Source organism: Nocardia sp. NBC_01009, from assembly GCF_045208035.1.
In the GTDB taxonomy this organism is placed as follows: Bacteria; Actinomycetota; Actinomycetes; order Mycobacteriales; family Mycobacteriaceae; genus Nocardia.
In genome coordinates this window covers 7661227-7687513 of the sequence record NZ_CP108695.1, presented here as the reverse complement: position 1 = coordinate 7687513, position 26287 = coordinate 7661227, and the positions used below count along the sequence as shown (strand labels likewise).

The 26287-nt window shown below is 65.3% G+C and carries 28 protein-coding genes and 1 other RNA gene; 19 read left to right on the top strand and 10 right to left on the bottom strand.

Features of this window, described 5'->3' with window-relative positions; genetic code table 11:
- The first annotated feature begins 129 nt into the window (after window positions 1-129).
- The 12 genes from OHA42_RS34775 to ssrA all read left to right on the top strand — a co-directional run bounded on the left by OHA42_RS34775 (window position 130) and on the right by ssrA (window position 12194).
- Window positions 130-987 carry a helix-turn-helix transcriptional regulator gene (locus OHA42_RS34775; RefSeq protein WP_406232263.1) on the top strand — a complete coding sequence of 286 codons (858 nt, stop codon included), beginning with the start codon at window positions 130-132 and terminating at the stop codon, window positions 985-987.
- 177 nt (window positions 988-1164) lie between these two features.
- Window positions 1165-2280 carry a peptide chain release factor 2 gene (gene prfB / locus OHA42_RS34770; protein ID WP_328405018.1) on the top strand — a complete coding sequence of 372 codons (1116 nt, stop codon included), beginning with the start codon at window positions 1165-1167 and terminating at the stop codon, window positions 2278-2280.
- On the top strand, window positions 2281-3144 hold the full coding sequence (locus OHA42_RS34765; protein WP_328405016.1) for a mechanosensitive ion channel family protein: 864 nt from the start codon (window positions 2281-2283) through the stop codon (window positions 3142-3144). It begins immediately after the preceding gene.
- A gap of 230 nt (window positions 3145-3374) precedes the next feature.
- Entirely contained in the window at window positions 3375-4064 is a 690-nt protein-coding gene (gene ftsE, locus OHA42_RS34760; RefSeq protein WP_406232260.1) for a cell division ATP-binding protein FtsE, read from the top strand.
- Window positions 4064-4969, top strand: coding sequence for a permease-like cell division protein FtsX (gene ftsX / locus OHA42_RS34755; RefSeq protein ID WP_406232258.1), 906 nt, complete (start codon window positions 4064-4066; stop codon window positions 4967-4969). Before ftsE ends, ftsX begins: the two co-directional genes overlap by 1 nt.
- 256 nt (window positions 4970-5225) lie before the next feature.
- Complete coding sequence (gene recQ / locus OHA42_RS34750) at window positions 5226-7073, top strand: DNA helicase RecQ (RefSeq protein WP_406239804.1); 1848 nt, start codon at window positions 5226-5228, stop codon at window positions 7071-7073.
- A 288-nt stretch (window positions 7074-7361) separates the two neighbouring features.
- On the top strand, window positions 7362-8795 hold the full coding sequence (gene phoA, locus OHA42_RS34745) for an alkaline phosphatase (RefSeq protein ID WP_406232256.1): 1434 nt from the start codon (window positions 7362-7364) through the stop codon (window positions 8793-8795).
- 119 nt (window positions 8796-8914) lie between these two features.
- Window positions 8915-10012 carry a metallophosphoesterase gene (locus OHA42_RS34740; protein ID WP_406232254.1) on the top strand — a complete coding sequence of 366 codons (1098 nt, stop codon included), beginning with the start codon at window positions 8915-8917 and terminating at the stop codon, window positions 10010-10012.
- Between the two features lie 67 nt (window positions 10013-10079).
- Window positions 10080-10328 (top strand): hypothetical protein, encoded by a 249-nt coding sequence (locus OHA42_RS34735; protein WP_406232252.1) that lies wholly within the window; start codon window positions 10080-10082, stop codon window positions 10326-10328.
- A gap of 72 nt (window positions 10329-10400) precedes the next feature.
- Complete coding sequence (gene smpB / locus OHA42_RS34730) at window positions 10401-10874, top strand: SsrA-binding protein SmpB (protein WP_328405001.1); 474 nt, start codon at window positions 10401-10403, stop codon at window positions 10872-10874.
- Window positions 10871-11734, top strand: a complete 864-nt coding sequence (locus OHA42_RS34725; RefSeq protein WP_406232251.1) for an EamA family transporter — start codon at window positions 10871-10873, stop codon at window positions 11732-11734. Before smpB ends, OHA42_RS34725 begins: the two co-directional genes overlap by 4 nt.
- A gap of 87 nt (window positions 11735-11821) precedes the next feature.
- Window positions 11822-12194: a transfer-messenger RNA gene (gene ssrA, locus OHA42_RS34720) on the top strand.
- Between the two features lie 92 nt (window positions 12195-12286).
- Here the strand turns inward: ssrA and OHA42_RS34715 are convergent.
- Window positions 12287-13471, bottom strand: a complete 1185-nt coding sequence (locus OHA42_RS34715; RefSeq protein ID WP_406232249.1) for a phage tail tip lysozyme — start codon at window positions 13469-13471, stop codon at window positions 12287-12289.
- Window positions 13472-14130: 659 nt separating this feature from the next.
- On the opposite strand from OHA42_RS34715, the gene OHA42_RS34710 reads away from it, so the two are divergent.
- The 5 genes from OHA42_RS34710 to OHA42_RS34690 all read left to right on the top strand — a co-directional run bounded on the left by OHA42_RS34710 (window position 14131) and on the right by OHA42_RS34690 (window position 17752).
- Window positions 14131-14472, top strand: a complete 342-nt coding sequence (locus OHA42_RS34710) for a hypothetical protein (RefSeq protein ID WP_406232247.1) — start codon at window positions 14131-14133, stop codon at window positions 14470-14472.
- A gap of 518 nt (window positions 14473-14990) precedes the next feature.
- Window positions 14991-15254: an SDR family oxidoreductase gene (locus OHA42_RS34705; protein WP_406232246.1), complete on the top strand. Its 264-nt coding sequence runs from the start codon at window positions 14991-14993 to the stop codon at window positions 15252-15254.
- A gap of 7 nt (window positions 15255-15261) precedes the next feature.
- Window positions 15262-15843, top strand: coding sequence for a hypothetical protein (locus OHA42_RS34700; protein WP_406232244.1), 582 nt, complete (start codon window positions 15262-15264; stop codon window positions 15841-15843).
- A gap of 213 nt (window positions 15844-16056) precedes the next feature.
- Window positions 16057-16644: a YdeI family protein gene (locus OHA42_RS34695; RefSeq protein ID WP_406232242.1), complete on the top strand. Its 588-nt coding sequence runs from the start codon at window positions 16057-16059 to the stop codon at window positions 16642-16644.
- A gap of 268 nt (window positions 16645-16912) precedes the next feature.
- Window positions 16913-17752: an AraC family transcriptional regulator gene (locus tag OHA42_RS34690; protein ID WP_406232240.1), complete on the top strand. Its 840-nt coding sequence runs from the start codon at window positions 16913-16915 to the stop codon at window positions 17750-17752.
- A gap of 18 nt (window positions 17753-17770) precedes the next feature.
- On the opposite strand, the gene OHA42_RS34685 is transcribed toward OHA42_RS34690, so the two are convergent.
- The 4 genes from OHA42_RS34685 to OHA42_RS34670 all read right to left on the bottom strand — a co-directional run bounded on the left by OHA42_RS34685 (window position 17771) and on the right by OHA42_RS34670 (window position 20708).
- Window positions 17771-18574 (bottom strand): AMP-binding protein, encoded by an 804-nt coding sequence (locus tag OHA42_RS34685; RefSeq protein WP_406232238.1) that lies wholly within the window; start codon window positions 18572-18574, stop codon window positions 17771-17773.
- A gap of 380 nt (window positions 18575-18954) precedes the next feature.
- Window positions 18955-19143, bottom strand: coding sequence for a hypothetical protein (locus OHA42_RS34680; RefSeq protein WP_406232236.1), 189 nt, complete (start codon window positions 19141-19143; stop codon window positions 18955-18957).
- 234 nt (window positions 19144-19377) lie between these two features.
- Window positions 19378-20277, bottom strand: coding sequence for a phosphotriesterase (locus OHA42_RS34675; protein WP_406232234.1), 900 nt, complete (start codon window positions 20275-20277; stop codon window positions 19378-19380).
- Entirely contained in the window at window positions 20274-20708 is a 435-nt protein-coding gene (locus tag OHA42_RS34670) for a carboxymuconolactone decarboxylase family protein (RefSeq protein WP_406232233.1), read from the bottom strand. Before OHA42_RS34670 ends, OHA42_RS34675 begins: the two co-directional genes overlap by 4 nt.
- A 90-nt stretch (window positions 20709-20798) precedes the next feature.
- Between OHA42_RS34670 and OHA42_RS34665 the strand changes: the two genes are divergently transcribed.
- Window positions 20799-21368 (top strand): CGNR zinc finger domain-containing protein, encoded by a 570-nt coding sequence (locus tag OHA42_RS34665; RefSeq protein WP_406232231.1) that lies wholly within the window; start codon window positions 20799-20801, stop codon window positions 21366-21368.
- A 23-nt stretch (window positions 21369-21391) separates the two neighbouring features.
- Here the strand turns inward: OHA42_RS34665 and OHA42_RS34660 are convergent, their stop codons facing one another.
- From OHA42_RS34660 to OHA42_RS34650, 3 genes are all read right to left on the bottom strand, one after another.
- Window positions 21392-22525, bottom strand: coding sequence for an AI-2E family transporter (locus OHA42_RS34660; protein ID WP_406232230.1), 1134 nt, complete (start codon window positions 22523-22525; stop codon window positions 21392-21394).
- A 73-nt stretch (window positions 22526-22598) separates the two neighbouring features.
- A complete protein-coding gene (locus tag OHA42_RS34655; protein WP_406232228.1) occupies window positions 22599-23384 on the bottom strand; it encodes an alpha/beta fold hydrolase in 786 nt (261 codons plus the stop codon).
- 17 nt (window positions 23385-23401) lie between these two features.
- The gene (locus OHA42_RS34650) at window positions 23402-23971 is read right to left on the bottom strand and encodes a TetR/AcrR family transcriptional regulator (RefSeq protein ID WP_406232226.1); all 570 of its coding nucleotides are present in this window, start codon (window positions 23969-23971) and stop codon (window positions 23402-23404) included.
- An 88-nt stretch (window positions 23972-24059) separates the two neighbouring features.
- On the opposite strand from OHA42_RS34650, the gene OHA42_RS34645 reads away from it, so the two are divergent.
- Window positions 24060-24776, top strand: coding sequence for an SDR family NAD(P)-dependent oxidoreductase (locus OHA42_RS34645; RefSeq protein WP_406232224.1), 717 nt, complete (start codon window positions 24060-24062; stop codon window positions 24774-24776).
- A 54-nt stretch (window positions 24777-24830) separates the two neighbouring features.
- Here the strand turns inward: OHA42_RS34645 and OHA42_RS34640 are convergent, their stop codons facing one another.
- Window positions 24831-25112, bottom strand: coding sequence for a hypothetical protein (locus tag OHA42_RS34640; protein ID WP_406232222.1), 282 nt, complete (start codon window positions 25110-25112; stop codon window positions 24831-24833).
- Window positions 25113-25369: 257 nt separating this feature from the next.
- Complete coding sequence (locus OHA42_RS34635) at window positions 25370-26260, bottom strand: oxidoreductase (RefSeq protein WP_406232221.1); 891 nt, start codon at window positions 26258-26260, stop codon at window positions 25370-25372.
- Between the last annotated feature and the right edge of the window lie 27 nt (window positions 26261-26287).

The window sequence follows — 26287 nt, the reverse complement described above, 5'->3', positions numbered from 1 at the left end:
ATCGCCACGACCGGGTTCGGCCGTCGCATGTCCCAATCTGCTGCCCGCCGCGGTTGCCGGGAAGACCGCGCGGAGAGTGGTAGTGGCAGGGTCACCCTCGCGACGGCCGCCGCTTGTACCGTTCGAAGGGTGAGCGACAACGAGTTGGGACTCTTCCTGCGCACCCGGCGCGAAGCGGTCACCCCGGCCCAGGTCGGATTGCCGACCGGTACTCGACGCCGGACCCCAGGACTGCGTCGCGCCGAGCTGGCCACCCTCGCCGGGGTGAGCGTCGAATACATCACCCGTCTCGAGCAGGGTCGCGATCGTCGTCCCTCACCACCGGTGCTCGGCGCGCTTGCCGACGCATTGCACCTCGCGCCTAGTGAGCGTGTTCACCTGCACCGGCTGACCAAGGCCGCCGATGCCGGATTCAGCTGTAGGGGCGCCGCACAGCCGCCGCGCGAGGTGCGCCCCACGGTCCGTGCCGTCCTCGACCGCTTGGAGCCCGCGCCCGCGGTCGTGGTCAATCGACTGCGCGAACCGCTTGCCTGGACCGAAGGCTACGAACGTCTCATGGCGCCGACCGGGCTGCTCGACGATGAGGGCTGGGCGAATCTCGCGCTGTTCGTATTCACTGATCCGCGCGCCCGCACCGTGTACCCGGATTGGGACCATATCGCCGACGAGGCGGTTGCCGCGCTCAAGCAGGGCCCGTTCCGCGCCGATCCGCATATTGCCGCACTGGCCGATGAACTCACCGTCGCCGCAGGCGCGGAGTTCACCCGACGGGTGGAGTCTGTGCCCAGTCTTGCCGCCGCCACGGGCATCACCCGCCTTGTGCATCCTGACGCGGGCAACCTGCGGCTGTCCTACGAGACCCTGGAACTGTCTGCCGACGACGACCAGCAATTGATCGTCTACTTGCCCGCCGACGACTCCACCGCGCACGCCCTCGATGCGCTCGCGGGCCGCCGCCCCGGCGGTCTGCGCGCGGTATCGAGCTGATCGCGCTACTCGGCGACGCTACTGGTCCCGCACGCGACGACCGATCTCCGTGAGTACCCGGTCACACCACGAACACGGGTGTGCACCGACGGGCAGGCCCGCGGCGCCAAGCCCTGTCGCGCTCAGTGGCGCGCTGGGTTTAGGGGCAGGCGGAGCAGCACAGTAGGCTAGGACATCGTGCATCCTGACGTCTCCGCTGATCTCGCCGAACTCGACGCCACCCTCAAGACGGTCGAGTCGGTCCTCGACATCGAGGAGCTGCGTCGCCGTATCGACGAACTGGAACATCAGGCCGCCGACCCGGACCTGTGGAACGACCAGGACCACGCGCAGCAGGTCACCAGTGAGCTGTCGCACGCGCAGAGCGAACTGCGCCGGGTCGAGGAACTGCGCCAGCGGCTGGAAGATCTGCCCGTGCTCTACGAGCTGGCCGAGGGCGAGGAAGGCGAGGCGCAGGTTTCCGCGCTGGCCGACGCCGACGCCGAACGTGCCGCGCTGCACGGTGACGTGGAGGCCATGGAGGTTCGGACGCTGCTGTCGGGCGAGTACGACAAGCGCGACGCACTGGTCAACATCCGATCGGGTGCGGGCGGCGTCGACGCCGCGGACTGGGCCGAGATGCTGATGCGCATGTACATCCGGTGGGCGGACCGGCACAAGTTCTCGGTCGAGGTGTACGACACCTCCTACGCTGAAGAAGCGGGCATCAAGAGCGCCACCTTCGCGGTGAAGTCACCGTATGCCTACGGCACGCTCTCGGTGGAGATGGGCACACACCGGCTCGTGCGCATCAGCCCGTTCGACAACCAGGGCCGGCGCCAGACCTCCTTTGCCGAGGTCGAGGTGCTGCCGGTCGTCGAAACCACCGACCACATCGAGATCCCCGACACCGAGATCAGGGTGGACGTGTACCGCTCGTCGGGTCCCGGCGGCCAGAGCGTCAACACCACCGACTCCGCAGTCCGGCTGACACACATCCCGACCGGCATCGTCGTCACCTGCCAGAACGAGAAATCCCAACTGCAGAACAAGATTTCGGCGATGCGCGTGCTGCAGGCCAAGCTGCTGGAACGCAAGCGCCAGGAGGAACGCGCCCAGATGGACGCGCTGAAGACGAACGAGGGCGCGTCCTGGGGCAACCAGATGCGCTCCTACGTGCTGCACCCGTACCAGATGGTCAAGGATCTGCGGACCAACTACGAAGTCAATAATCCGTCCGCTGTGCTCGACGGTGACATCGATGGTTTCATCGAATCCGGAATCCGCTGGCGAATGCGAGAGCAGGCAAGCTAAATGAATGTCGCGGGGATCCAGGCATTCGCCTCGTCCACCGATTTCACGACCTGGCTGCGTTCCTCGGGCCTGGAGATCGTGCTCTACCTCCTCGGCGCAGTCCTGTTCAGCCGGTTCGCGACCTTCATCAGAGATCGGATCACGCGCAAGATCGACGCCGGATTCCGCAGCAGCGATGCGCTGGTGCGGACCGAAGCGGCCAAACATCGGCACGCGCTGGCGCAGGTGGTCACCTGGGTCGTACTGACAATCGTGTATGTGCTGGTCGGCATCGAGGTGCTGCGGCGCATGGGGTTCGAGGTGACCGGACTCGTCGCGCCCGCCGCGGTGCTCGGTGCCGCACTCGGTTTCGGCGCGCAGCGCATCGTGCAGGACATTCTCGCCGGGTTCTTCCTGATCACCGAGCGTCAGTACGGGTTCGGTGACGTGGTTCGCATCGCGGTGACTGGATCCGCAGAGCAGGCCGAGGGTACGGTCGAGGATGTCACGCTGCGGATCACCACCCTGCGTAACGCGGACGGTGAAGTGATCACCGTGCCCAACGGCCAGATCGTGAAAGTGACGAATCTGTCGAAGGATTGGGCCCGCGCCGCGATCGACGTGCCGGTGGCCGCGAGCGTCGACATCACCAGGGTCAACGAGATCCTGCACGCGGTCGGTACACAGGCGTACGAAGATAGTCGACTGCGGCCGCTACTACTCGACGAGCCCAGCGTGATGGGTGTCGAAGACCTGACGGTCGACCAGATGAACATCCGAATGGTTGCCCGCACGTTGCCGGGTAAACAATTCGAAGTCGGTCGCGAACTGCGGGTGCGAGTAGCCGCGGCGTTGCGCCGGGAGGGAATCAGTGAGACCTCGTAGATCCACGGCGATCCTGATGGCAACCTGGGTCGTCACATTCGTGCTGTATGTGTTCGTCAAGCCGGATAATCCCATTCCAGCCGGATCTAATCCCACTCTGAACATCGTTCCAGCAGGAGTGCTTCCGGCAGTACCCACCCGGTGAGGCCGCGGCGCAAGCAGCGTCCGCACACCGTGGACGGTCCTCGGCCATGCAGTAGTCAGTCGGTTGCTGGTTACACTGGCTCCCCGTGATCACCATGCGGAACGTCACCAAGTCATACAAGACCTCGACGCGACCCGCGCTGGACAACATCACCGTCGATGTGGACAAGGGCGAATTCGTCTTCATCATCGGACCGTCCGGTTCCGGCAAGTCGACCTTCATGCGCCTGCTCCTCAAGGAGGAGGCGCCCACCTCCGGTGAGATACAGGTCGCCGACTTCCGGGTCGACCGGTTGCCGGGGCGGCGGGTGCCGAAGTTGCGCCAGCGCATCGGCTGCGTGTTCCAGGACTTCCGGCTGCTACAGCAGAAGACCGTCCAGCAGAATGTCGCGTTCGCGTTGGAGGTGATCGGCAAGCGCCAGCAGTTCATCGACCGGACGGTCCCCGAGGTGCTCGACATGGTCGGTCTCGGCGGTAAGGCCGATCGACTACCCAGCGAGCTGTCCGGTGGTGAGCAGCAGCGCGTGGCGATCGCCAGGGCGTTCGTGAACCATCCGCTCGTGCTGCTCGCCGATGAGCCGACCGGCAATCTCGATCCCGACACCAGCGGCGACATCATGCTGCTGCTGGAGCGGATCAACCGCACCGGCACGACGGTGGTGATGGCCACCCACGACAACCACATCGTCGATGCGATGCGCAGGCGGGTGGTCGAGCTCGATCACGGGCGTCTGGTGCGCGATGACGCGACCGGTGTCTACGGGGTGGGCCGGTAATGCGCTTCGGATTCCTGTTCGGCGAGGTCATCACCGGCCTGCGCCGCAATGTCACGATGACCATCGCGATGATCCTCACCACCGCGGTGTCGCTCACCATGCTGGGCGGTGGTCTGCTCGCGGTGCGGATCGCCGACAAGACCGAGAACTACTTCATGGATCGGGTCGAGATACGGCTGTATCTCGACGACGATGTCTCGGCGAGCGACCTCGAGTGCTCCCAGGCGCCGTGCCAGTCGCTGATGTCGGAACTCAAGAAAACCGGCGGCGTCGTGTCGGTCCAGTTCGTCAACAGCACGGAAGCGATGAAGGAAGCCACCGAGGTGACCTTCAAGGGCCAGCCCGAGATGATCGAGATGATCCAGGACACCCGGCTGCCCGCGTCGTTGCGGGTGAAGATGACCGATGCCGATCAGTACGAGCGGATCTTCCAGACCTACCATGCGCGGCCCGGGGTGCAGCAGGTCCTCAACGACAAGGAGATCGTCGACCGGCTGGTCAGCATCTTCGATGGGCTGCGCAACGCGGCATTCGGTTTGGCTCTTGTGATGGCGCTCGCGGCGCTGATGCTGATCGCGAATATGGTGCAGATCGCTGCGTTCACCCGCCGCGAGGAGGTGGGGATCATGCGGCTGGTCGGCGCGACCCGCTGGTACACACAGCTGCCGTTCCTGCTGGAGGCGGTCGTTGCGGCGGTCATCGGCTCGGTGCTCGCGATCCTCGGCCTGCTCGTCGCGCGTCCCATGGTGGTCGATCGGGCGCTCGGGCAGCTGTTCGACAGCAATGTCTTTCCGCATGTCACCGGGGACGACATCGCGGTGGTCGCGCTGACCATCGCCCCGATCGGTGTGGTCTTCGCCGCTGTCACCGCCTACGCCACGCTGCGCTACTACGTCCGCGAATAGCGTCGTGACCTCTGTGAACGCCGGGATCCGTGGGGCAGAGTCCGCCCCTTGGGTTCCGGCGTTCCGCGGTTTGGCGGGCCGACAGCGCGGATAACGAGATTCGTTGTGCACATGTGGAGTACCGGCAGTGTCTCTCGCGTTCGGGGCCGGTGTGCGGCCTTCGCCCGCGGGCGGCGCTCGTAGGATGGGCCGGGTGGAATCCCCCGATACTCTCGCGACCGGTCCTTTCGAGCGACCTGCAAGCAGTCGCCACGGCGTGCCGACCGACGGCGATCCCGGTTCCGAATCCGGTGCGGCGCAACAGGTTCTACGTCGGGTGTTCGGTTACGACAGCTTCCGCGGTGATCAGCAGGACATCGTGGAGCATGTGGTCGGCGGTGGGGATGCGCTGGTCCTGATGCCGACCGGCGGCGGCAAGTCGCTGTGCTACCAGGTGCCTGCGCTGGTGCGTCCCGGTGTCGGCGTGGTGGTGTCACCGCTGATCGCCTTGATGCAGGACCAAGTCGACGCGCTCAGCGCCCTCGGTGTGCGGGCCGGGTTCCTCAACTCCACCCAGTTCCCGGACGAGCGGCGGACGGTGGAAGCCCAATTCGTCGCGGGCGAGTTGGACATGTTGTATCTGGCGCCGGAACGCCTGCGGCTGGATTCGACCGCGAATCTGCTGGACCGAGGCAAGATAGCGCTGTTCGCCATCGACGAGGCGCACTGCGTCTCGCAGTGGGGTCACGACTTCCGACCGGATTATCTCGGCCTGTCGATGCTGCACGAACGCTGGCCGGAGGTGCCGCGCATCGCGCTGACCGCGACCGCCACCGACAAGACCCGCGACGAGATCATTCAGCGCCTCGAACTCGGCTCCGCCAGGCGATTCGTCGCCAGCTTCGACCGGCCCAATATTCAGTACCGGATCGAGCCCAAGAACCGGCCGGAGCGCCAGCTGCTGGAGTTCATCAAGGCCGAGCACGCCGGGGATGCCGGCATTGTCTACTGCCTGTCGCGCAATTCGGTGGAGAAGACCGCGGCCTTCCTCAACGAGAACGGGATCAGCGCCGTCGCCTATCACGCCGGGCTGGACGCGCGCACTCGTGCGACGAACCAGTCGAGGTTCCTGCGTGAGGACGGACTCATCGTCGTCGCCACCATCGCCTTCGGCATGGGCATCGACAAGCCCGACGTGCGGTTCGTCGCGCACCTGGATCTGCCGAAATCGGTCGAGGGCTACTACCAGGAGACCGGCCGCGCGGGTCGTGACGGGCTGCCGTCGACGGCATGGATGGTGTACGGCCTCAGTGATGTTGTGCAGCAACGCAAATTGATCGACGCCTCGGAGGGCGATGCCGCCCACCGCAGGCAGCTCCAATTACATCTGGACGCGATGCTCGCACTGTGTGAAACCGTGGAATGTCGCCGTACCCAGCTGCTGGCCTACTTCGGACAACCCGGTCAGGCGTGCGGCAATTGCGATACTTGCCTGACTCCGCCGGAGTCCTGGGACGGCACGGTGGCCGCGCAGAAGGTGCTGTCCACGGTGCTGCGGTTGAAACGCGAACGCGGACAGAGCTTCGGTGCCGGCCACATTGTCGACATCCTGATCGGCAAGAAGAATCCCAAAGTGCTGCAGCATGATCACCACGAGCTAAAGGTCTTCGGGGTCGGCACGGAACTGCGTGACGTCGAATGGCGTGGGGTGGTGCGGCAATTGCTCGCCCAAGGTTTGGCGGCTGTGCACGGCGACTACGGCGTGCTGACGCTCACCGAAGCGAGCGATGGAGTGCTGTTCGACAGCAGGCAGGTGCTGCTGCGTCGGGAGCCGGAGCGCGCCACCCCCGCCCGCGCCGCCCGGTCGGCGAAAGCGGCCAAGACCCCGCCCGTCGATCTCGCGCCGGCGGATGTCGGCCTGTTCGAGAAGCTGCGTGAATGGCGTGCGGCGACCTCGAAGGAGCAGGGCGTGCCCGCCTACGTCGTCTTCCACGACGCCACGTTGCGTGAGATCGCAGGCCGGAAGCCGAAGAGCCTGACCGAGTTGGGCACGGTTGCCGGTGTCGGCGAGAACAAGCTTGCCAAGTATGGGGAACAGGTGCTGGAGGTCTTGGCAGCAGAGTGACATTCTGCACGTCATGACCGTCTACCCATGGCGCGGGTTCCGCTCCTCGGATCATCTGAAAGTGGCTGTGCTGCCGAATATTTCGGATGCCGACCGCAATCGACGTAGGCAGTCGCGGCGCTCAGTGGCCAACCGCTCGGTAACCGACTGATTGCCGATGGTATCTCTTCGTTCCGGCGACATCACCGAGCTCGGCGCGTCCGAGCTATCTACGAACACAATGGAGTTTCGCTCATGCCCGCTGTCTGGTCGCGTTCCACACCTCGTCGGCTCCGTGCCGGTGCCGCCATGGGTGCCGCTGTCCTCGTCGGGGTGCTGGCCGCCTGCGGGTCCTCCGACTCCACGAGCCGAGGCAACGGCGAGCTCATCACCCCTGCTGCCACCGGCGACCCGAGTCAACACGGCGGCGCTCGTCGGACCTCCGGAGACCGCACCGACGCGCTGCGCGCCGCACTCAACGGTAATCAGGCCAAGAACGTCATCCTGTTGATCGGTGACGGCATGGGCGATTCGGAAATCACGGTGGCGCGCAACGTAGCCGAGGGCGCGGGCGGCTACTTCAAGGGCATCGACGCGCTGCCGCTCACCGGCTCCTATACGCACTATTCCCTCGACAAGGCCACCGGAAAGCCGGACTACGCCACCGATTCCGCGGCGAGCGGCAGCGCCTGGGCGACCGGGACCAAGACGTACAACGGCGCCATCGGTGTCGACCTCCACGGCGCCGCACGGGCCAATCTGCTGGAGATCGCGAAGGCCAACGGCAAGGCCACCGGAAACGTGACCACCGCCGAGCTCCAGGACGCGACACCCGCTGTGCTCGGCGCGCACGTCACCAACCGCAGGTGCTATGGCCCCGAGGAAACGGCGCTGCAGTGCCCGACCAACGCACTCGAGCAGGGCGGCCTCGGCTCGATCAGTGAACAGCTGCTCAACACCCGCGCCGACATCACGCTGGGCGGTGGCGCGAAGAGCTTCGAACAGAAGGCTGCTGCCGGCCAATGGCAGGGACAGACGCTGCACGATCAAGCCAAGGCGCGCGGCTACAACCTCGTCGCCGATCGCGCCGGTTTGGAGGCGGTGTCGAAGGCCGACCAGGACACACCGCTGCTCGGTCTGTTCGCCCCGGGCAATCTGCCGATCCGCTGGGACGGCGCGAAGGCCGTGCGCGACGGGCTGAACCTGCCCGCGCAGACCTGCCACCCGAATGCGAACCGGCCCGCCACTCAGCCCGATCTGGCCGGCATGACCCGCAAGGCGATCGACTTGCTGAAGGACCGCAAGGACGGATTCTTCCTCCAGGTGGAGGGCGCCTCGATCGACAAGCAGGACCATGCCGCGAACCCGTGCGGGCAGGTCGGCGAGACCGTCGATCTGGACGAGGCGGTGCAGGCGGCTCTCGAATTCGCCGAGAACGACGGCAATACCCTGGTGATCGTCACCGCCGACCACGCGCAGGCCAGCCAAATCGTGCCGCTCGACACCAAGTCTGCCTCGTTGACCAGCAAGGTCGTCACCAAGGACGGCGCCGAGATCGGCATCTCCTATGGCAACGGTGAAGAAGGCAGTTCCCAGGAGCACACCGGCACCCAGGTGCGAGTCGCCGCCTACGGTCCGCGCGCCGCGAATGTTGTCGGGCTCACCGACCAGACCGACATGTTCTTCACCATCTCCGACGCGCTCGGTCTGGATCGGGACAAGCAGCCGGCCATCGGCAAATGACGCCTCGCGCGACCGCGGGATCCACTACTGGAATATCGATGCGCCGAGTGCTGCGGGACCGCGTGCCCATCCTCCTTCGCCATGGGTGAGGATGGGCGCCGGGACATCTGGTGTCGATCATGAGTGGAGGACAGCGCGTGACGGGTGACAGCAGGATCGGGCGACGGGGCTTTCTAGCGGGTGCGGCGACCGCTGCGGCGGGTGCGTCGCTGGTGGGTCTTTCGCCCGCCGATGCCGTGCCGGTCGAGGCGGGTGTGTCCAAATTCGCTTTTCCTGCCGAGCGCACCGTGCGCGTGCTTGTCACCGGTGATGCGGGCACCGGCACCCGCAGCCAGTGGGCCGTCGCCGACGCCATGCGTGAACACCATCGCCGCCAACCGTTTTCGCTGGCGCTCGGCCTCGGCGACAATATCTACGAGAGCGGCCCCAACAGCGGTGACGACGTCCAGTTCGCGGACAAGTTCGAGAGCCCCAATGCCGGACTGGATTTCCCGTGGCTGATGGTGCTCGGCAACCACGACACCAGCTCGATCTTCGGCGGCGACGGCGGCTGGTTGCTGCGCGGCAACAACGAGGTCGAGTATCACGCGCACTCCGCACGCTGGTGGATGCCGAGCCGGTACTACTCGGTGCGGCTACCCGAAGAGAATCCGGTGGTCGAGTTCTTCGTCCTCGACATCAATCCGCTGGCCTCCTACATCCCGCCGCTGTTCGACCCGTATTGGACGGTCGACGGTCAGTTCATGAACGAGCAGCGCGCCTGGCTGGATCGCGCCGTCGCCGAGTCCCCCGCGAAGTGGAAGATCGCCTGCACCCACCAGCCCTACCTCAACAACGGTCCGCACGGCGACGCCGGCCGCTATGAGGGGCTTGCGATCGAGCCGCTGAACGGCATCCACGCCAAGCGGTTCTTCGAGGACCATGTCGTGGGCAAGTGCCACTTCATTCTGTCCGGACACGACCACTCGCTGCAGGTGCTCGAGCCGACCTCGGAATCGAAGGGCACCCGGCAGATCATCTCCGGTGCCGCCGCCAAAACCGTTGGCGCGGAGCCGAAGCTGACTCCGGGCGGCACCCATCCTGCGCTGTTCGAGAACTATCACCAGCTCGGCTACATGGTCATGGAACTCACTGCGAGCACGGCCGACCTGCGGGTTGTCACCGTCGACCTCGCAAATGGCGGAGCCGATGAGGCATTCGCCCGCCGCCTCGCCTGAGTTCCCATCGCATTGCGCTACCCGGTAATTCCGGCGCAGCCTCGGTCCGGCGGCTACGGTGCTGCTTATGGCAACCGGTGATGGCCCAGCGGACGACGCGTCCGGCGGCTCCGGCGACTACCTTGCCCGCGACGCCGGGGATGCGCTGCCGTATCAACGCAGCACCCACGACCCCTCGGTCGAATCGGTGTGGCTGCGCCATCGTCCGCCACCGCTGCGCCGCCATCCCGCCCTGCCGCGCGCCTCGACGGTCCTGCTGGTGGCCGCCTTCGTCGCCGTGCTGCTGGTGTACCTGATGCTGCGACCGGGCGGATAGCACGCGCCGCGATAGCCAGCGGGTCACGACCTGGGAATAATCCCGTTGCGGCGTCACTTTAAGCTTCTCGTTATGAAGGAACAAGGGCGCAAGGTCATCGCGACCAACCGCCGGGCGCGGCACAACTACACGATCCTGGAAACCTTCGAGGCCGGGATCGCGCTGGTGGGTACCGAGGTCAAGAGCCTGCGCGAGGGCAAGGCCTCGCTGGTGGATGCCTTCGCGACCGTCGACAACGGTGAGGTGTGGCTGCGCGCGCTGCACATTCCGGAGTTCAGCCACGGCACCTGGACCAATCACTCGCCGCGCCGGGTGCGCAAGCTGTTGCTGCACAAGCGCGAGATCGAGCGACTGGTCGGCAAGTCGCGTGAGGGCAACCAGACACTGGTGCCGTTGTCGATGTACTTCTCCGACGGCAAGGTGAAGGTCGAGCTCGCGCTGGCCAAGGGCAAACAGGACTACGACAAGCGGCAAGATCTTGCCAGGCGCACAGCCGAGCGTGAGGTCACTCGCGAGCTGGGGCGGCGGGTCAAAGGCATGCGGTGACAGCTGTCCTGCTGGCGTTGGTCGCTGCTGCCGGCTACGGAGTCAGCGACTTCTTCGGCGGAGTGGCGGCACGGCGGGTAACCGCACTGCGGATAGTCGTTGTTTCCTATCCGATTTCGGGGCTGTTGGTGCTTGCCCTCGCGCCGCTGGTCGGCGGCAACCCGGACCTCGCGTCGATGAGTTGGGGCCTGGCGGCGGGAGTGGCCAGCGGCTTGGCGGTGTGGTGGTTCTACGCGGCGTTGGCACGCGGCCCGATGGCGGTGGTATCGCCGTTGACTGCGGTACTGGTGGCGGGTATTCCGGTGCTGGCCGGTCTGGTGATCGGGGAACGTCCCGGCGCGCTCGCCTTCGGCGGCATCGCGCTCGCGTTGCTGGCCGTCGTGCTGGTCAGCCGGGAAGCGCCGGATGATGTCACCGAGGAGATCACCGGCGGGCGCGAGCTGCGGTTCACCCGCAGCGTTGCGCTGTTGACCGTCGGATCGGGTGCGGCCTTCGGCTTCGCGTTCTTCTTTCTCCACGAAACGCACGCGAGCGCGGGGCTGTGGCCACTGGTCGCACAGCGTGTCGCGGCCACCACCGTGGTGTGGCTGACCGCGCTGGCCGCCGGGGAGTTCCAGACGTTGCGCGGCGAACCACTGCGATTGGCGGCCTACATCGGAGTCCTCGACACCATCGCCAACGCGGCGCTGCTGTATGCCTTCCATGGATCGCTGCTGTCGCTCGTCAGTGTGATCGGTTCGCTCTATCCGGCGGCGACCGTACTGTTGGCGATGGTGTTGCTCGGCGAACGGGTGGGTCGCATGCAGCAGGTCGGCATGGTGCTCGCGCTCATCGCGGTCGGCCTCATCGCCGTGAACTGACCGCCGCCGCCCCCACGCCGGATAATGGAATGAACCAGGCGGCACCAAGTGTTAACATGACTAGCCCGACGAGGTGTCGGGACGTACGGGGCTGAACGGTTTCGACTTTGTACGTAGATTTAGGGGAAGCGTGTCGGTGCAGGCAAGAGACCACCGTAAGCGTCGTTGCAACCAATTAAGCGCCGATTCCAATCAGCGCGAGTACGCCCTCGCTGCCTAAGTAGCCAGGTCGTCTCTGTCAGTCCGGGTTCGTCCCTCGACCCGGGTACTGGCATCAGCTAGAGGGAATTACCGTTCGGCTCGGTCACGGAGTCGGACGGGACATCGAACAGTGACTGGGATCGTCATCCGAGCTTGTTCGCGAGACCCGGAGATCCGAGCAGAGACCTAGCGAACTGCACACGGAGAAGCCCTGAAGACGCGGCGGAGGACCCGGGTTCGATTCCCGGCAGCTCCACAAGAAAGGCCCGGTCCAACAGGACCGGGCCTTCGTCGTTGACGGGATCATGGGTGGCTTGCCGGAGCCCGCACCGTACGTCACATCCCTCGGCTTCAGACGGCGACATTCCGATGGGCGTTATTCCAATCACCCAGCAGATCAACTGCCATGCTTTGCCGTTCGCCGGTCGACGATCTGTCGCTTTTCTCGTAGTACCAGTCGAAGTCCTGAGCCACTTGGCTCGCGTTGTTGGGGTTCGCGTCAACACCTCTTCTGGCATCCTCGTATCCCCCGGAATGCAACTCCTGAACCATGTAGTCGATGTGGGTCTTCCAGTCGCCGCTATCCCTGGGTTTGCCGTGCTTGTCCGGCTGGCTCGCGAACCTCCAAAACCCGTCTTGTCGATCGAAACGCCACTGGAATAAGCCTTTGGCAGTTCCGTTGTCACCCTTAGCCTTGAGGTCGAAGCCTGCTGACTCGACGTAAGCGTTGGCGACGATTCCCGCTGCTTGCGCCGGGGTGAAGTGGTGTTCATTGATGAGATATTCCATCATTTCCGTCGCGGCAGGCTTAGCTCCGGTGGGAATGATCTCGGTGCTTATCGAACCCGAGCTGGGGGACCACGGGGTGCGGTACCCCGAGGAGCGGTTCGACACCGGCTGAACGCCGCCGCCGTTGTTGCGGGGGCTGGGGTCGAAGCTTTCCCCGTTGGCGCGGATTTTGACCGCCTCGGCCGCTGCTTGATCCGAGACCCCGTTGACCTGTTCGAATGTCGTGTTCAACGTATCCCACACACCCTTGAACAGACCGTTGACGATTGCTTGCGGCAGTTCTTTTGTCGTGACGACGTTGCCGTTCGTATCCTTCACCGGGTTGCCGTGCTCATCACGTACGGCCTTGATCAGCACCGCGTTGTGGGAGGCATCGATCTTTGTGTTGAGTTCCCTTAACGAGGTGTCGATGGCGTCATATGCCTTCGTCACAATCTCGCCGATCCCAGCGGTTCTCACGACGATTCCGGCGTCCTCCCGGTGGACGTTCGACTTGACCTTCTCCATCTTGTCTTGGTGATCGCCATACTTTTCGATCATCGCCGACTGGTCCTCAGGTTTGGCGATTCCGTTGTCGCGCAGCAACTGACGCAGATCGGGAGCCTTGGATGGTGTGCCCGAGCCCAGCAGCTTGACCTGCTCTTGAATAACCCCCTCGGCCAGAGTGAACAGGGCTTTCAATCCCGCCGGTGCGCAGTCCGGAAGATCATGCAAATCGCCCAGCAGCTTGGTGTCGTTGGGGCTCATCGGCGCCTCGCTCTCACCTGGGCAGATACCGTCGACACACGTCGATTATCGGATGTTCCCGGACCTGGGAATGTACGTAGGGGCTGTCTGTCCGGTCCGACCTGGATGCGTTCGAAACGCAGCCCCCCACGGCCGCCGTCGCATTAGCCCGCACCCTCGTGTCGCAACCGGACGCGACCAAGCGAGCGACCGCATGAGGCGGCAACTGCGCCACAGGGCCGACCGCATCGCACCGAACTGATCTGCTTGGTGTCGCTGTCCTCTGGTGTACCCGCGGTCGACGCCGGATCTCGTGCAATGCCTGTTCAGGCTGCGTCGCCGTGGTGGCTGTCGGCAGAGTGTTGGTTCAGGTCCACGAGCCTCGGCCGCGGTGCGTCCGCCCCTTGTCCAGGATCACATCCTCTGATGTGCCATTAGCTAATGGCCCGATAGAAGAGTCGAATGACAAATATCGCGTTTGAAGCCGAAATGCGCTGGTCTAGGGCATTGCAGCTGCCGCGACACGGTTACCGTAGGAAATGACCTATTGAACGTGCCGTTGTATAGCGGTACATTGGATGGCATGGGCTCGGCTTCCCTCTGCGGAGGATACCGACTTCGAGCCCGCCTAGATCGTCGATTGCTAACTGATCAATTCGTACCGAAATGAGGAAGTTCCCATGGGTCGAGAGAACCGCACTGGGCGTGCCTGGCCAGTGGTTGCCCGCATCGCAGTGGTGTCCGCGATAGCGCTGATGCCGATTACCGCCGCCGTCGCCCCGGCTGTCGCTGATTCGGCTGTCGCTGATTCGGCTGTGGTCGAGTCCGAGCACGTCGACCTGGTCCACGGCCGTTATGGTCACGGTTACTGGAACCAGCCGCGCTACCCCAGTTACCCCAGCTTCCCACTGTTCCCGAGCTACCCCAGCTACCCCAGCTACCCCAGTTACCCGAGCTATCCCGGGTATGGCGGCTGGCGTCTGCCGGGCACCGGAAGTGGGTCCGGCAGCGGCTCGTGGTGACGACGACCCTGCTTGGTCGTCGTGGGCCGGGCGTGTTGCGGACCCGGGCCAGGTGAGGTCGTTGGTGCGGGTCCAGGCCGGGGCAGGTCGTCGAAGTCGGCCATCTCGCCGGCCTGCACCCGCGGAGAATGGCGCGGCACGCTGGGGAAATCCGGGTTGATCCGCAAGTGGAAGGATTCCTCTTCCGCATCGGCCCGGAGCCGACCGTCGCGAGTCGGGTCCACCTGCCTGGTGATTGTCATTGCAGCGAAACCCTTTCGAGCGCCGGATCACCCCGACCGGTAACGAGCCAACCTTTTCGGACCGGGCTCCGAGGCGCATGTGGTTTCGGCGCCGGCGTCGAGCCCCGATCGTGGGTACCGGCGCGTCTCGTATTACGCCCAGCGGCGAGATGAGTTGTGGGAGAAGGTCATTTCGCTGGGACGTTGAGACACGGAGCTGAGTCTTTCATCAATAATCTGGCGATCTTGGGGCGGTTTGGATCAGGGCATACATCAACGAAGAATGCGGATCAGGGCATGACATCAACGATGAATCAGACGGTAGCTCAGACCGTTCTCGTGACCGCGGGCACCGGCAAGGTGGGTCGTCGGGTGGCGGATCGCTTGGCGGCCAAGGGTTTCCCGGTCGGTATCGGTTCCCGTTCGGCGGAGGTCGCGTTCGATTGGGAGGACCGCAGCACGTGGGCGGCGGTGCTCGAGGATGTGGGGGCGGTGTTCCTCATGTACACCCCCGGGACATCGGGACTCCGGCGCCGGAGACACCATTCGGGCGTTCAGTGAACTGGCTGTGGCGAACGGTGTCGGTCGGTTGGTGTTGTTGTCGGCTCGCGGTGAGGATCAGGCTGCGGCGGCGCAGCAGGCGGTGCGCGACAGTGGTGCGGAATGGACTGTGCTGCAGGCAGCGTGGTTCAACCAGAACTTCGGCGAGGGTGTGTTCACGGATGCAGTATCCGCTGGTGAGGTCGCGTTCCCTGCCGGTCAGGTGTCGGAGCCTTTCATCGATTCCGGTGACCTCGCGGATGTCGTGGCCGCCGCGTTGACCGAGGACGGGCACGCGGGCAGGAACTATGAATTGACCAGTCCCCGGTTGCTGACTTTCGGTGACGCAGCCGAGGCGATCGCGAACGAGACCAACCGGGATGTCGCCTATATTCCCGTCACCGGTGAGCAGTTCGGTGCGGTGCTGACCTCGGAGTTCGATATGCCGGATGAGGAGGTGGCCGTGATGATCGACATCTTCGACACGCTCCTGGATAGCCGTAATACGAAGATGACCGACACCGTCCGTCGTCTCCTGGAGCGCGAGTCGGTCGACTTCGCCGATTTCGTGTGCGAGGCGGTTGCGTCGGGCGCCTGGAAACAGGACTGACCAACGGGCTACGGGTGCGTCCGGTCGCGCGGGTGTGCACTGCACGATCACGATTTCAGAGCCTTCGATCGGCACCGCGCGGTTCGCAAGGTGATGCATCAGTCCCACTCGAAAGGCCCGGTCCACACGGACCGGGCTTTCGTCATTCCGGGCGGAGGATCGTCCGAACAAAGTGCTCATTTGGTGAGCACTTTGTGCTGGAGGATGGTTGTCATGAACATTTTCTTCGCGAGCACAATCGACGACTGGCGTACCTGGTTGGCCCAGAACAGCCAGTCCGAGAAGGAAATCTGGCTGGTCATTCACCACAAGGACAGCGGCGTGCCGAGCCTGCGGTACCACGAGGCGATCGAACATGCGCTCTGCTACGGCTGGATCGACGGGCTGCACCGCAAACGCGACGCGAACAGCTCGCAGCTGCGGTTCAGCCCGCGCGCCCCGCGCAGCACATGGAGCCGGGTGAACAGGGAGCGCGCGGCAAACATGATCGAGCAGGGGTTGATGACCGAGCGCGGTCAAGCCTTGATCGAGCTGGCCACGGCCAAGGGAACCTGGGAAGTGGTCGCGGACGGCGAGCGCTGGGCCGTACCCGATGACCTGCGCGCGCTGCTCGACCGAAATGACGCCGCCCGCACCAACTTCGAGAGCTTCCCGCCCTCCTCCAAGCGGCTGATCCTGGAATGGATAGTCACTGCCAAGCATGCGGATACGAGGGAGCGCCGGATCAATCGAACGGTCGAACTCGCTGCGGTGAACGTTCGAGCCAATCATCCGGGAGTTCGGATGCAGGTCGCCGGCTGAGACCGCCCGGCGGCTTCCGCCGGATGGCAGTCGTGCCTACGTCAGCATCCAGCGGTCCTGGCGTCGACACCTATGCTCGCGCCGTCGTCGACCAGATCCGGGTAATCCGCGGCCCCGGGCCCTCCCGACCTCCCGGATGGCAAGCGCCGGTCTTGGGCAGCAGTGCGGAACAAGCCATTACGGTCGTTCCGATCGGTTGACCGGACCTTGCCGCCATGCTACCGCGTGCTCGGCGGCGTAGGCCGCCAGCGACCGGGCCGGATGGCCGGTGTTTCACGTCGTGATGCAGGGCACCTGCTGGCTGCTGTCCGACGGTGCGGCAACACCTCTCGCGCTCGGCCCCGGTGATGTGGTCTTCCTTCGCAACGGCAGCGCACACGCCCTCGCCGATAATCCGGCGACTGCGCAGGTCGAGTTCGTCCCCGAACGTGCCGACCCTTCCTCGACGATCGGGCAGGTCCGCATCGACGGATCGGGGGCGCACTCGGTTCTGCTGTGCGGCGCTTACGAACTCGATCGAACCCGGTCGCACCCATTGATGAACGAGCTCCCCGATCTGGTGCACTTGCCGGCGCGGTCGGCGAAGCACAGCGAGCTGCGCCACCTGATCGATCTGCTCGCCACCGAGCTCGCGGGTCGGCGACCAGGGGGTGACGGAATCGTGCCCGCGCTGATCGACGCCATGCTGCTGTACATCCTGCGTGCATGGATAGACGACCGATCCGTTACCGAGACCGGCGACCGGGCATCCTCGGGATGGGCACTGGCACTGACCGATCCGGCAATTGGACGAGCGCTGCAAGGCATTCATGCCCAACCCGCTCATCCATGGACCGTGCACGAACTCGCGGCGCGCAGCGGCCTCTCCCGTTCGGTCTTCGCCCAGCGCTTCACCACATTGGTCGGTGAGCCACCACTGACCTACCTGAGCTGGTGGCGGATGACGACCGCCGGACGACTGCTCCGCGAATCCGACGCCCCGCTCAGCGCGGTGGCCCGACGGGTCGGTTACACCTCCGAATTCGCGTTCGCCAAAGCCTTCAAACGCGAATACGGCACTCCGCCAGGCCGATACCGGCATCCGATCGCGCGCGTGCAGCAGGTCTGACACGGACGGTAGCGCCGTCTATCGATCGGCGGACATGGTGACCAGTCTGCGGGCCAGTCGGTGGGTCCGAATGTCCAACGCGCGGTTGGGCACGGCGTTGGTCGTGGCGGGGCGCTCTCGGATGGGTTCTGTCCAGGGCAGTGGCGTCGTCGGCACGGTGAACGGTGTGCCGCAGGCGGAGGCGGTGGATAGGAACACCGTCATCGAGTCGGCGGTCGGCAGGCGTTCGCCTCGGCGGGCGCAGATTCCGGCCACCGCTGCCTGGGTCACTGCTACGGCGTCGACTACCCCTGGCGCGTCGACGGAGAAGGTCACGTAGGCGATGTCCTCCGCGCGGATCGGTCGTAGTCGTTCTTGGTGGGACACCTCGTCGGCCGACGACAGGGTGAGTTCGTTCTGGAAATCCTGGTCGTTCAGCATCAGCCACTGGGCCGAGCCGCGCAGGTTGCCCGCGCCCGCGGTCAGGCCGATCGCCGGTTTCCAGTCGGCCAGCAGTTGGGTGACATGTTCGGCGGCGGTGTTGGTGTCGACCACGATGAATCCCGCGCCGGTTTTCGCGACCGCCCACATGGCCGACACCGACTCGATCGATGATCCGATTGCCAGCGCGACGAGATCGCCAGGGCCGACCTTGCGTTCGATCAACAATCGCGCCAATCGGGAGGACGCGCCATCCAGCTCGCGATAGCTGAGCTCCGATCGCCGACACGACACCGCAGTACCGTCGGGCGCGGCCTCGACGGCCGCCGCCAGTAGTCGCGGCAGATTGACTACCCGTGGTCGCCGCGAGCGGACCGGTCGCGTGCGTGTCGGTTGGTTCATCGGCCGCTGCTCAACGCCACTACTGCCCATCACCATCGTCTACCCATCCACCGATACCGCGATCGGTCGTCACTGCTGCTTTAGTCGAGCCGTCCTTCGGGAAGTTGCTTCTTTGTTGCCCCACTCTAGGAAGGGCGGCCCCAACTTTCGCTGTTGGGTCTACCGCGTGTTGCTTCGCACCCTCGGTAGGCCGGTCGACTCGCGTGCTCCGAGGCCTCGACCAGCGAGACCACCTGGTGGCTGGAGCCGCTGCGGATTCAGGTGCAGAACGGACGGTATTCCGCATCCCCGGCGACCAGCAATTCCCGTCGCGTGGTGTCAGTTTGCTCGGCCGGGTGAATCAGTCCCATGCGGGTGGCCTGCAGTCCCGAGCGAGTCCCTCAGTCCCACAATCGAGCACACGGCAGTGGTGGCAGATCGTCGCGCAGCTCGTCGTCGACGGTGACCCTGAGCTCCGGAAAACCTTGGGCCAGTTCATCGGCCACGCTCTGGGCCTGTTCTGGCGATGCGCGGTAGTCCAGAGTCAATGCGCCGGATTCGATGTGGATGTGTCGCGCCGGTGCTGTCATGTCCCGGCTCCTTCCCTGAGCGACCGGGCCGCGGGGATGGGTCGGTCGTGAGTGTCGAGCGTGGCTCAGGAGAGGGAACAGCTATCGGCTGTCGAGTGCCGGAAGAGTATCTGTTCGGTGCATATTCGCCGACATCGCCAACCGGCCACCAGAGTTCACTTGGGCCGCAGTGATTCTCGGATCGAGCAAACGACCGGGGCGTCCTGGATACGGATGCAGAAGTCTGGCCCGGATTCATCGCCAGTGTGCCGCGAACGCGCGGGCGGGGTTGTCGACGAAGAGGGCGGTGGCAATGTCGGGGCCCAGTTCCCTTGTGATGCGGGGACGTAGCCCACTCAGCAGGAACGGCATGCCGGGGCCATCGGCGCTGGATCTGGCTGTTGCGGTCACCGTGTCACCACCCAGCAGGATCTGGTGCGCGTAACCCGCGTCTACCAGGGCGGCAATGCTGTCGAGTAGCCGCCAGTCGGTGCTGTGGTGGGCGCGGGACGGGCCGTCGAACGACAGAAAAGCGCCCGCCTCGGCGAGTCGGCGATGAATTCTATTGTCGGGAAACCGATGTAGATGTCCGAGGATCACGCGGTGTGCTGGCACGGCGTGGGTGCCGCACAGGAGGTCCAACATTTCCACGCCTGCGGATCCGGCTTCGAGGTGCACACCGATGGGTGCGTCGGTGTCGTGATGTGCCTCGGCCGCGGCGGTCGCGACGTACTGGGCATGGTCATCGATGCGGTGATAGGCGCCGGCGATCTTGATCATTCCGGCGCGCACGCCGGGACCGGTCAGCTCGTGAACGAACAATCCAGCCAGTCCATCGTAGACGCGGTCCAGCTCGTCGCGGTTGTAGTGTTTGGCTTGATGCAGGCCGGTCGCGGCAATGATCTGCACGCCTGATTGCCGGGAGAGGCCACGCAGCATCTCGGTCCGTGGTCCCATGCCCCACGGCGTCCACTGCACGACCGCTCGTCCGCCGAGCGCGGCGAAGGCGTTCAGTTCGGCGAGCGCTGCCGCGCGATCGTCGAGTTCCTGGCCGGGCAGCATCGGTGAGCTGAGGAACAGGTGGTCATGGGCATCGCAGACGCCGAGGCGCTCCGGTCGGAGATCGCCGAGCACCGTCCGGATGGCCGCACTCATTGCTGCTCGGCGTCGGCGAGAGCGGTTGCCGCTACCCGCAATCCGGCCAGCGCTTTCGGCACGCCGATGTACGGCGCGAGGTGGACGAAGACCTCGATGATCTCCGTGCGGGTCATGCCGACCCGCAGTGAGCTCTTGACGTGCCCGGACAGCTGCGGGTCGACACCGCCGAGCGCGGTGAGCGCGGCCAGGTTGATCAACTGGCGGTCGCGCAGCAACAACCCCTCGCGTTGGTAGGTGCCGCCGAACAGGGCCGTTACCAGCCAGTCGGCGAAGCCGGGCGCGAGCTGTTCGAGACCGGGCAGCGCGGCCAGCTGGGTGGCCTCATCTTGGAGCGCGTCGAGCATTCGGTATCCCTCGGCGCGGTCGAACCGTGCTGGCACCAGCAGCTCGGACAGTGCTCGGTCGCTCGTCGCTTGTTCGGTCGTCATGGCACTGCCCTCGCTCCATCGAATCCTGTAACGCTCTGATCGTTACGAGACGCTAGCACATGTAACGGATAAAGCGTTACGATGAATGTCGTGACCAAAGAGGACAACTTCGCCTTTCGCTTCGACTGTGGCGCGACCTGGTTGAACCTGCTCGCCACGAAGGGTCGTACGTTCAGCGCTGGTCCGGTCGAGCGGATCGCGACCCCGGACCGGCTTGCCGAGTGGCTGGAGTTGTGCGACCTTGCCTCGGCCCGGACTCCGGATCAACACGATTTGGACCTGACCTGGCAGCTGCGAGAGACGTTGCGCACCTTGGCATTGGCCACCGTCGACCAGCAGCCGCCCCCTGCGTCGGCTGTCGCGGAGCTGTCAACCTTCTTGACCGAGCACGACCACCCGGTCCAGTTGATCTCGGACCATCGGTTGCGCCGCGAGCCGCCCGCGACGGTGACCGATGCCCTTGCCCGCATCGCCCGCCAGGCCGCAGACCAGTTGACCGGTGCGGACCGGGCATTGCTGAAGAGCTGTCCGGAACACGATTGCCGCGGCGTGTTCATCGATCCGGACGGCCGGCGTCGCTGGTGTCCGTCGCCCGCGTGTGCGAGCCGTGGTCGAGTCCGCGCGCACCGCGCTCGCCGCAGCGCCGAAGAGGCGCAGTGAATCGTCCGTTCGGTAGCCCCTATTTATTCGGCGGCGGGTTCGAGTTCCTCGCCGACTTCGGGCGGCGGGGCTGTGGCCGCATCGATCTGCTCGCCGATGTAGCGGATCGTCACGGCGACGACCGCTGCGAAGGGGACCGCGAGGAAGGCTCCGACGATGCCGTACAGCGATCCACCTGCGGTGATGGCCAACAGCACGAAGACGGCGTGCAGCTTCATGCTGCGGCTCTGGAGCACCGGCTGCAGCACATTGCCCTCGAGCTGCTGCACCGCGATGATGATGCCGAGCACGATCAGCGCCGTGGTCATACCATTGGCTACCAACGCAACCAGCACCGCGAGCGCACCGGCGACGAAGGCGCCGACGATCGGGATGAAGCCACCGATGAACGTGATCACGGCCAGGACAAGAGCAAGCGGCACACCGAGTATCACCAACCCGGCACCGATGAATATCGCGTCGATCAAGCTGACAAGCGCTTGAGTGCGGATGAATCCGCCTAGGGTGGCCCAGATTCGACTCAGCACCTCCTCGAGGTGGCGGCCGGTGCGGCTGCCGAGCGTGTTGTGTAGCCAAGGCATGAAGCGCGGCCCGTCCTTGATGAAGAAGAACGACAGCGTGAGCACCAGGACCAGCGTGACGATCGCCGACGTCGCGGCGCTCACCCCGCTGAAAACACCGGTCGCGATCCGCTCGGTGCTGGACTGCAGCCGTTGCACGATCGCGTCGACCCCGGAATCGAGTTGTTCCTGCTGGATTCTCAGCGGCGGACCCTGCAGCCAGTCGCGCACTTTATTGACGCCTGCTGTCGACTTTTCGGCGAGCTCAGGGGCCTGATCGACGACCGAGGGCACGATCAGTGCCACAACCCCGGCGAGCAGTCCGAGGAAACCGACCAGGGTGACCGCGGCCGCCGCGGCCGGGCGCAGGCCGTGCCGCGTGAGCCACCGCGTCGGCGGCCACAACACGGTGGTGACGACGATCGCGAGTAGGACCGGCAGCACCGCTACCCACAGCTTCGCGAGGACGTAGCCGACTACCCAGGTGCCCGCCGCGATCGCGACGATGCACACCGCCCACTTGGCGAGCCACAGCACGCCGGTGCCGATGACATCGCCGCGGTCGGGCGTCGATTTACCTTCGTTCAGCTCGCTCACGGCCCCAGTCTTGCATGCGTCCGAGGGGTGAGTGGTGATTGTTCGGGCCGTCCGGTTTACGTCGTTCCCGGTTCTACGGTCGAACCGAATTCAGGAAATCCGAGACCAGCGGGCCTGCGGTGGCGCGGAACTCGTCGAAGTACGCGTGTCTGGCACCCGGGATCAGCCGCAGCTGAGCTCCGGGGATGCGATCGGCGAGCAATGCTGCGTTCGCTGCCGGATTGAAACGGTCGTCGGTGCCGTGCACGACCAACGTGGGAACGCCGATGTCGGGCAGGGCATCCCACGCGTCGTGCCTGGCGCTCGCGAGGAGATGTCGTCGTCGAGCGTAGGCAGGCATGGTCGGGTCGCCCAGGGTGTTGAACGGTCCGGGTGCGATCGCCAGATAGGTCGGCGTGTACATCAATTCCAGCAGCGCCGCTCGGGCGGCCGCCGGATCGGGATCGGCCAGCGAGCGGCGGACCTCGTTGTCGCGTTCGATGGCGTGCCGTCCTCCCGGTGTGGTGCAGCCGAGTACGAGGGCGCGCACCCGATCCGGATGGCGGGCGGCCAGCCATTGCGCGACTCGGCCGCCCATGGAGGTGCCGTACACGTCGGCGCTGTCGATGCCCAGATCGTCGAGGACGGCGATGGCGTCGTCGGCGAATCCTGTTGTGCTGTATGGCATATCGGGCTTGTCGCTGTCGCCGGTGCCGCGATAGTCGAAGGTGATCGTCCGGTGGTGGGCGTGGAAGTCGTCGCGAACGCCGTCCCACCAATGATGGTTGTTCGCCTGTCCGGCAAGCAGCATCAGTGGGGCACCGTCGCCTTGTGTTCGGTAGGCGATGCGAACGCCATCGGTGGACTTGGCGTGGGGCACAGTGGTTCCTCCCGGTGTCAGGCCGTCGGTTGCTCGTGCGGCTGTCGGAGGCCGTCGAGTACGAGATCCAGGCAGCGGCGCCAGGCCGGTGGACCTGCGGTCTCGCCGAGTAGCGACAGCGCCCACAGCAGATTCACGACGTCTTCGTCTCGCGCGTCTGCGCGCATCGCGCCGGAGCGGCGGGCCCGGTCGAGCAGTACCGACAGGTGTGACATTCCGCGATGGCAGGCCTGCGTGAGTTGCTCGGCGGCGGGATGGTTGCCGGTGAAGGCCTCGAGCAACCCGCGGTCGGTGGTGAGCTGGTCGAGCAGGGCCCCGGTGAACCCGGTGAACGCCGTCCACGCGTCCGGCTCGCTCGCGGCGCGGGCGGCGAATTCGTCCAACGCGGCCAGCCGCGGCGGCAGCAGCGCGTCGATCAGTGCATCGCGGTGCGGGAAATGGTTGTACAGCGTCCCGATGCTGACGCCCGCGCGCCGTGCGATTTCCTCCAGCGAACCATCGAGCCCCTGCTCGGCGAACACACCGGTGGCCGCACGCACCAGCTTCTCGCGATTGCGGGCCGCGTCCCGGCGCAGGGGTCTGGTCATGCCCGAATTCTACAAAAGTCGAGGGGTGCCTCGGCTTCATGCTATCTTTGCTGAACATGAGGCCCCCCTCAATCTTGGAAGGAATCCTATGCCCACCACGCGAACAGCAGTGATCATCGGGGTCGGGCCCGGTCTCGGCATGTCCATGGCGCGGCGCTTCGGCCGCGAAGGTTTCCGCATCGCGCTTGTCTCACGCAGCGATGCGCGGCACGGCGCCTACCTGCGCGATCTCGCATCCCTCGGGATCGATGCCACCGCACACACCGCCGACGTCACCGATCGCGACCGACTGCGATCGGTACTCTCCGAGATCGGGCGGGACGGAGGTATCGCGCTGGCCTACTACGGACCCGGTCCGACCCAGCAGCCGGTGCCCATCACCGAAATAGACATGGCGACAGCGCAATCGGCGTTCGAGTGGGTGTGGCCCGCGGTCGACGTGGTGCGCGAAGTGCTGCCGGGCATGCTCGACGACGGCGACGGTGGGCTGCTCTTCGCGGGCGGTTTGTCCAGCGTGCGCCCCATGCCGATGCTCGGCCAACTCGCGCTGGCCTCGGCAGCGCTGCGGAGCTATGCGCTCACTCTCCATGCCGCACTGGCCGATCGGGGCGTTTATGCGGGGACGCTCACCATCGGCGGACTGGTGGAACGCGGCGACATCCACGCCATGGTGACCGCGGATCCGGAGCGATTCGGCTCCCCGGACGGCCACACCCTCGACCCCGATCGGCTCGCAGACACCGCATGGGGCATGTACCGAACGCGCGATCGCGCGGAGGATGTCTTCGACGCGTTCGGTGGATGAAGATCGAAGTAGGTTGCTACAGAGCTGCTTTCCTGCGCGGCGCCTCGGCGGTGGTCAGGCGCCGACGACGGAATTCATGATGGTGCCCGCGCTGGTGGCCACCACGCCGCCGATCATGGCTCCCGCGATCATCTTCGGTGATTCGAGCTGGCCGCCGCTCCATTTCTCCCATGCGAACCTCCCTCCTGCGTAGGTGATGCCGGAGACACCGGACAGCAGCACGAACCAGTTCAGGTACCGGACCATCTGCAGGAACTTGTCCGAAGTAGGCGGCGCCTCGGGGGACGGGTTGCCGATCTGAGCGAGGACGGCGTCATAGGCGGCGGTCAGAATCATGGATGTGCTCGTTCCGTGTCGAGGTGGGCGAGGATGGCTAGCTCGAGCGAGTTGTCCAGATGATTGCCAGATCTATACCGCACAGTATGTGGGGCAGTCGTCGTTCGCGTGGCGGGATCGCGCGACCTGTCGAAAATGTCCGAAACTGTCTAGGGGGATGAATGTGTAGGACAAGGCCATTCGGGTCAGTCGGACTCGCGCGGGAGGGGTGACTTTCCTGGCACCGGCCTACCAGGAACGCCCAGTTGGACCTCGGATCAACCGCGGTAGCGCACATCGGTGAGTTTCTCGGAGATCTCCCACAAGGCGGCTTGGCGCACGGGATCGTGGGAGCGGGGGCTGGATTTCACTGGGGCCGGGTAGCCCTGGATCTCGAAAAGGCCTGAGGGTCCATAGTATTCGCCGCCTTTTGCGTGGGGATCGGTGGCGGCGCGGAGGGTGGGGAGGGCGCCCATGGCGGGGGTGCGGCCGAAGAGGCGGGCGATGGCGAGGTTGGGCAGTCGGAATGCCGCGGGGGAGTATCGGAATACCTCGGTGCTTGCGCCGCCGGGGTGGGCGGCGAGGGCGATGGCCGGAGTGTTCGCGAGGCGGCGGTCGAGTTCGTAGGTGAACAGGAGATTTGCGAGTTTCGATTTGGCGTAGGCGTTTCCGGTGGAGTCGGCTGGGCTGTCGGGGTCGACGCGGCCGAAACGATGACCGATGCTGCTGACCGTGACAATGCGCGCGGCCGGGGCGGCTGCGATGTGGCCGAGGAGCAGGCCTGTGAGGGCGAAATGGCCGAGATGATTGATGCCGAACTGGATCTCGAAGCCGTCCTCGGTGACACCGGAGAGTCCGGTGACCCCGGCGTTGTTGATCAGTAGGTCGATGTGGTCGTGGCGGCTGCGGATCACATCGGCGGCGCTGCTGATGGAGTCGAGGGAGTTCAGGTCGAGCTGTGCGGTTTCGATGGTGGCGCCCGGTGTGTTCTCGATGATGCGGTTGGCCGCAGCCTCGCCCTTCTCTCGACTTCGGCATGCGAGAACGACAGTTGCACCGTGCTCGGCCAGTGCCCTTGCCGTTTCGAAGCCGATGCCGGTATTCGCTCCGGTGACGACAGCGATGCGGCCGTTCTGACGGGGGATGTCTACTTCGGTCCACTTGCGCATGTGCTGCTCCTAAGATGAACTACTGGT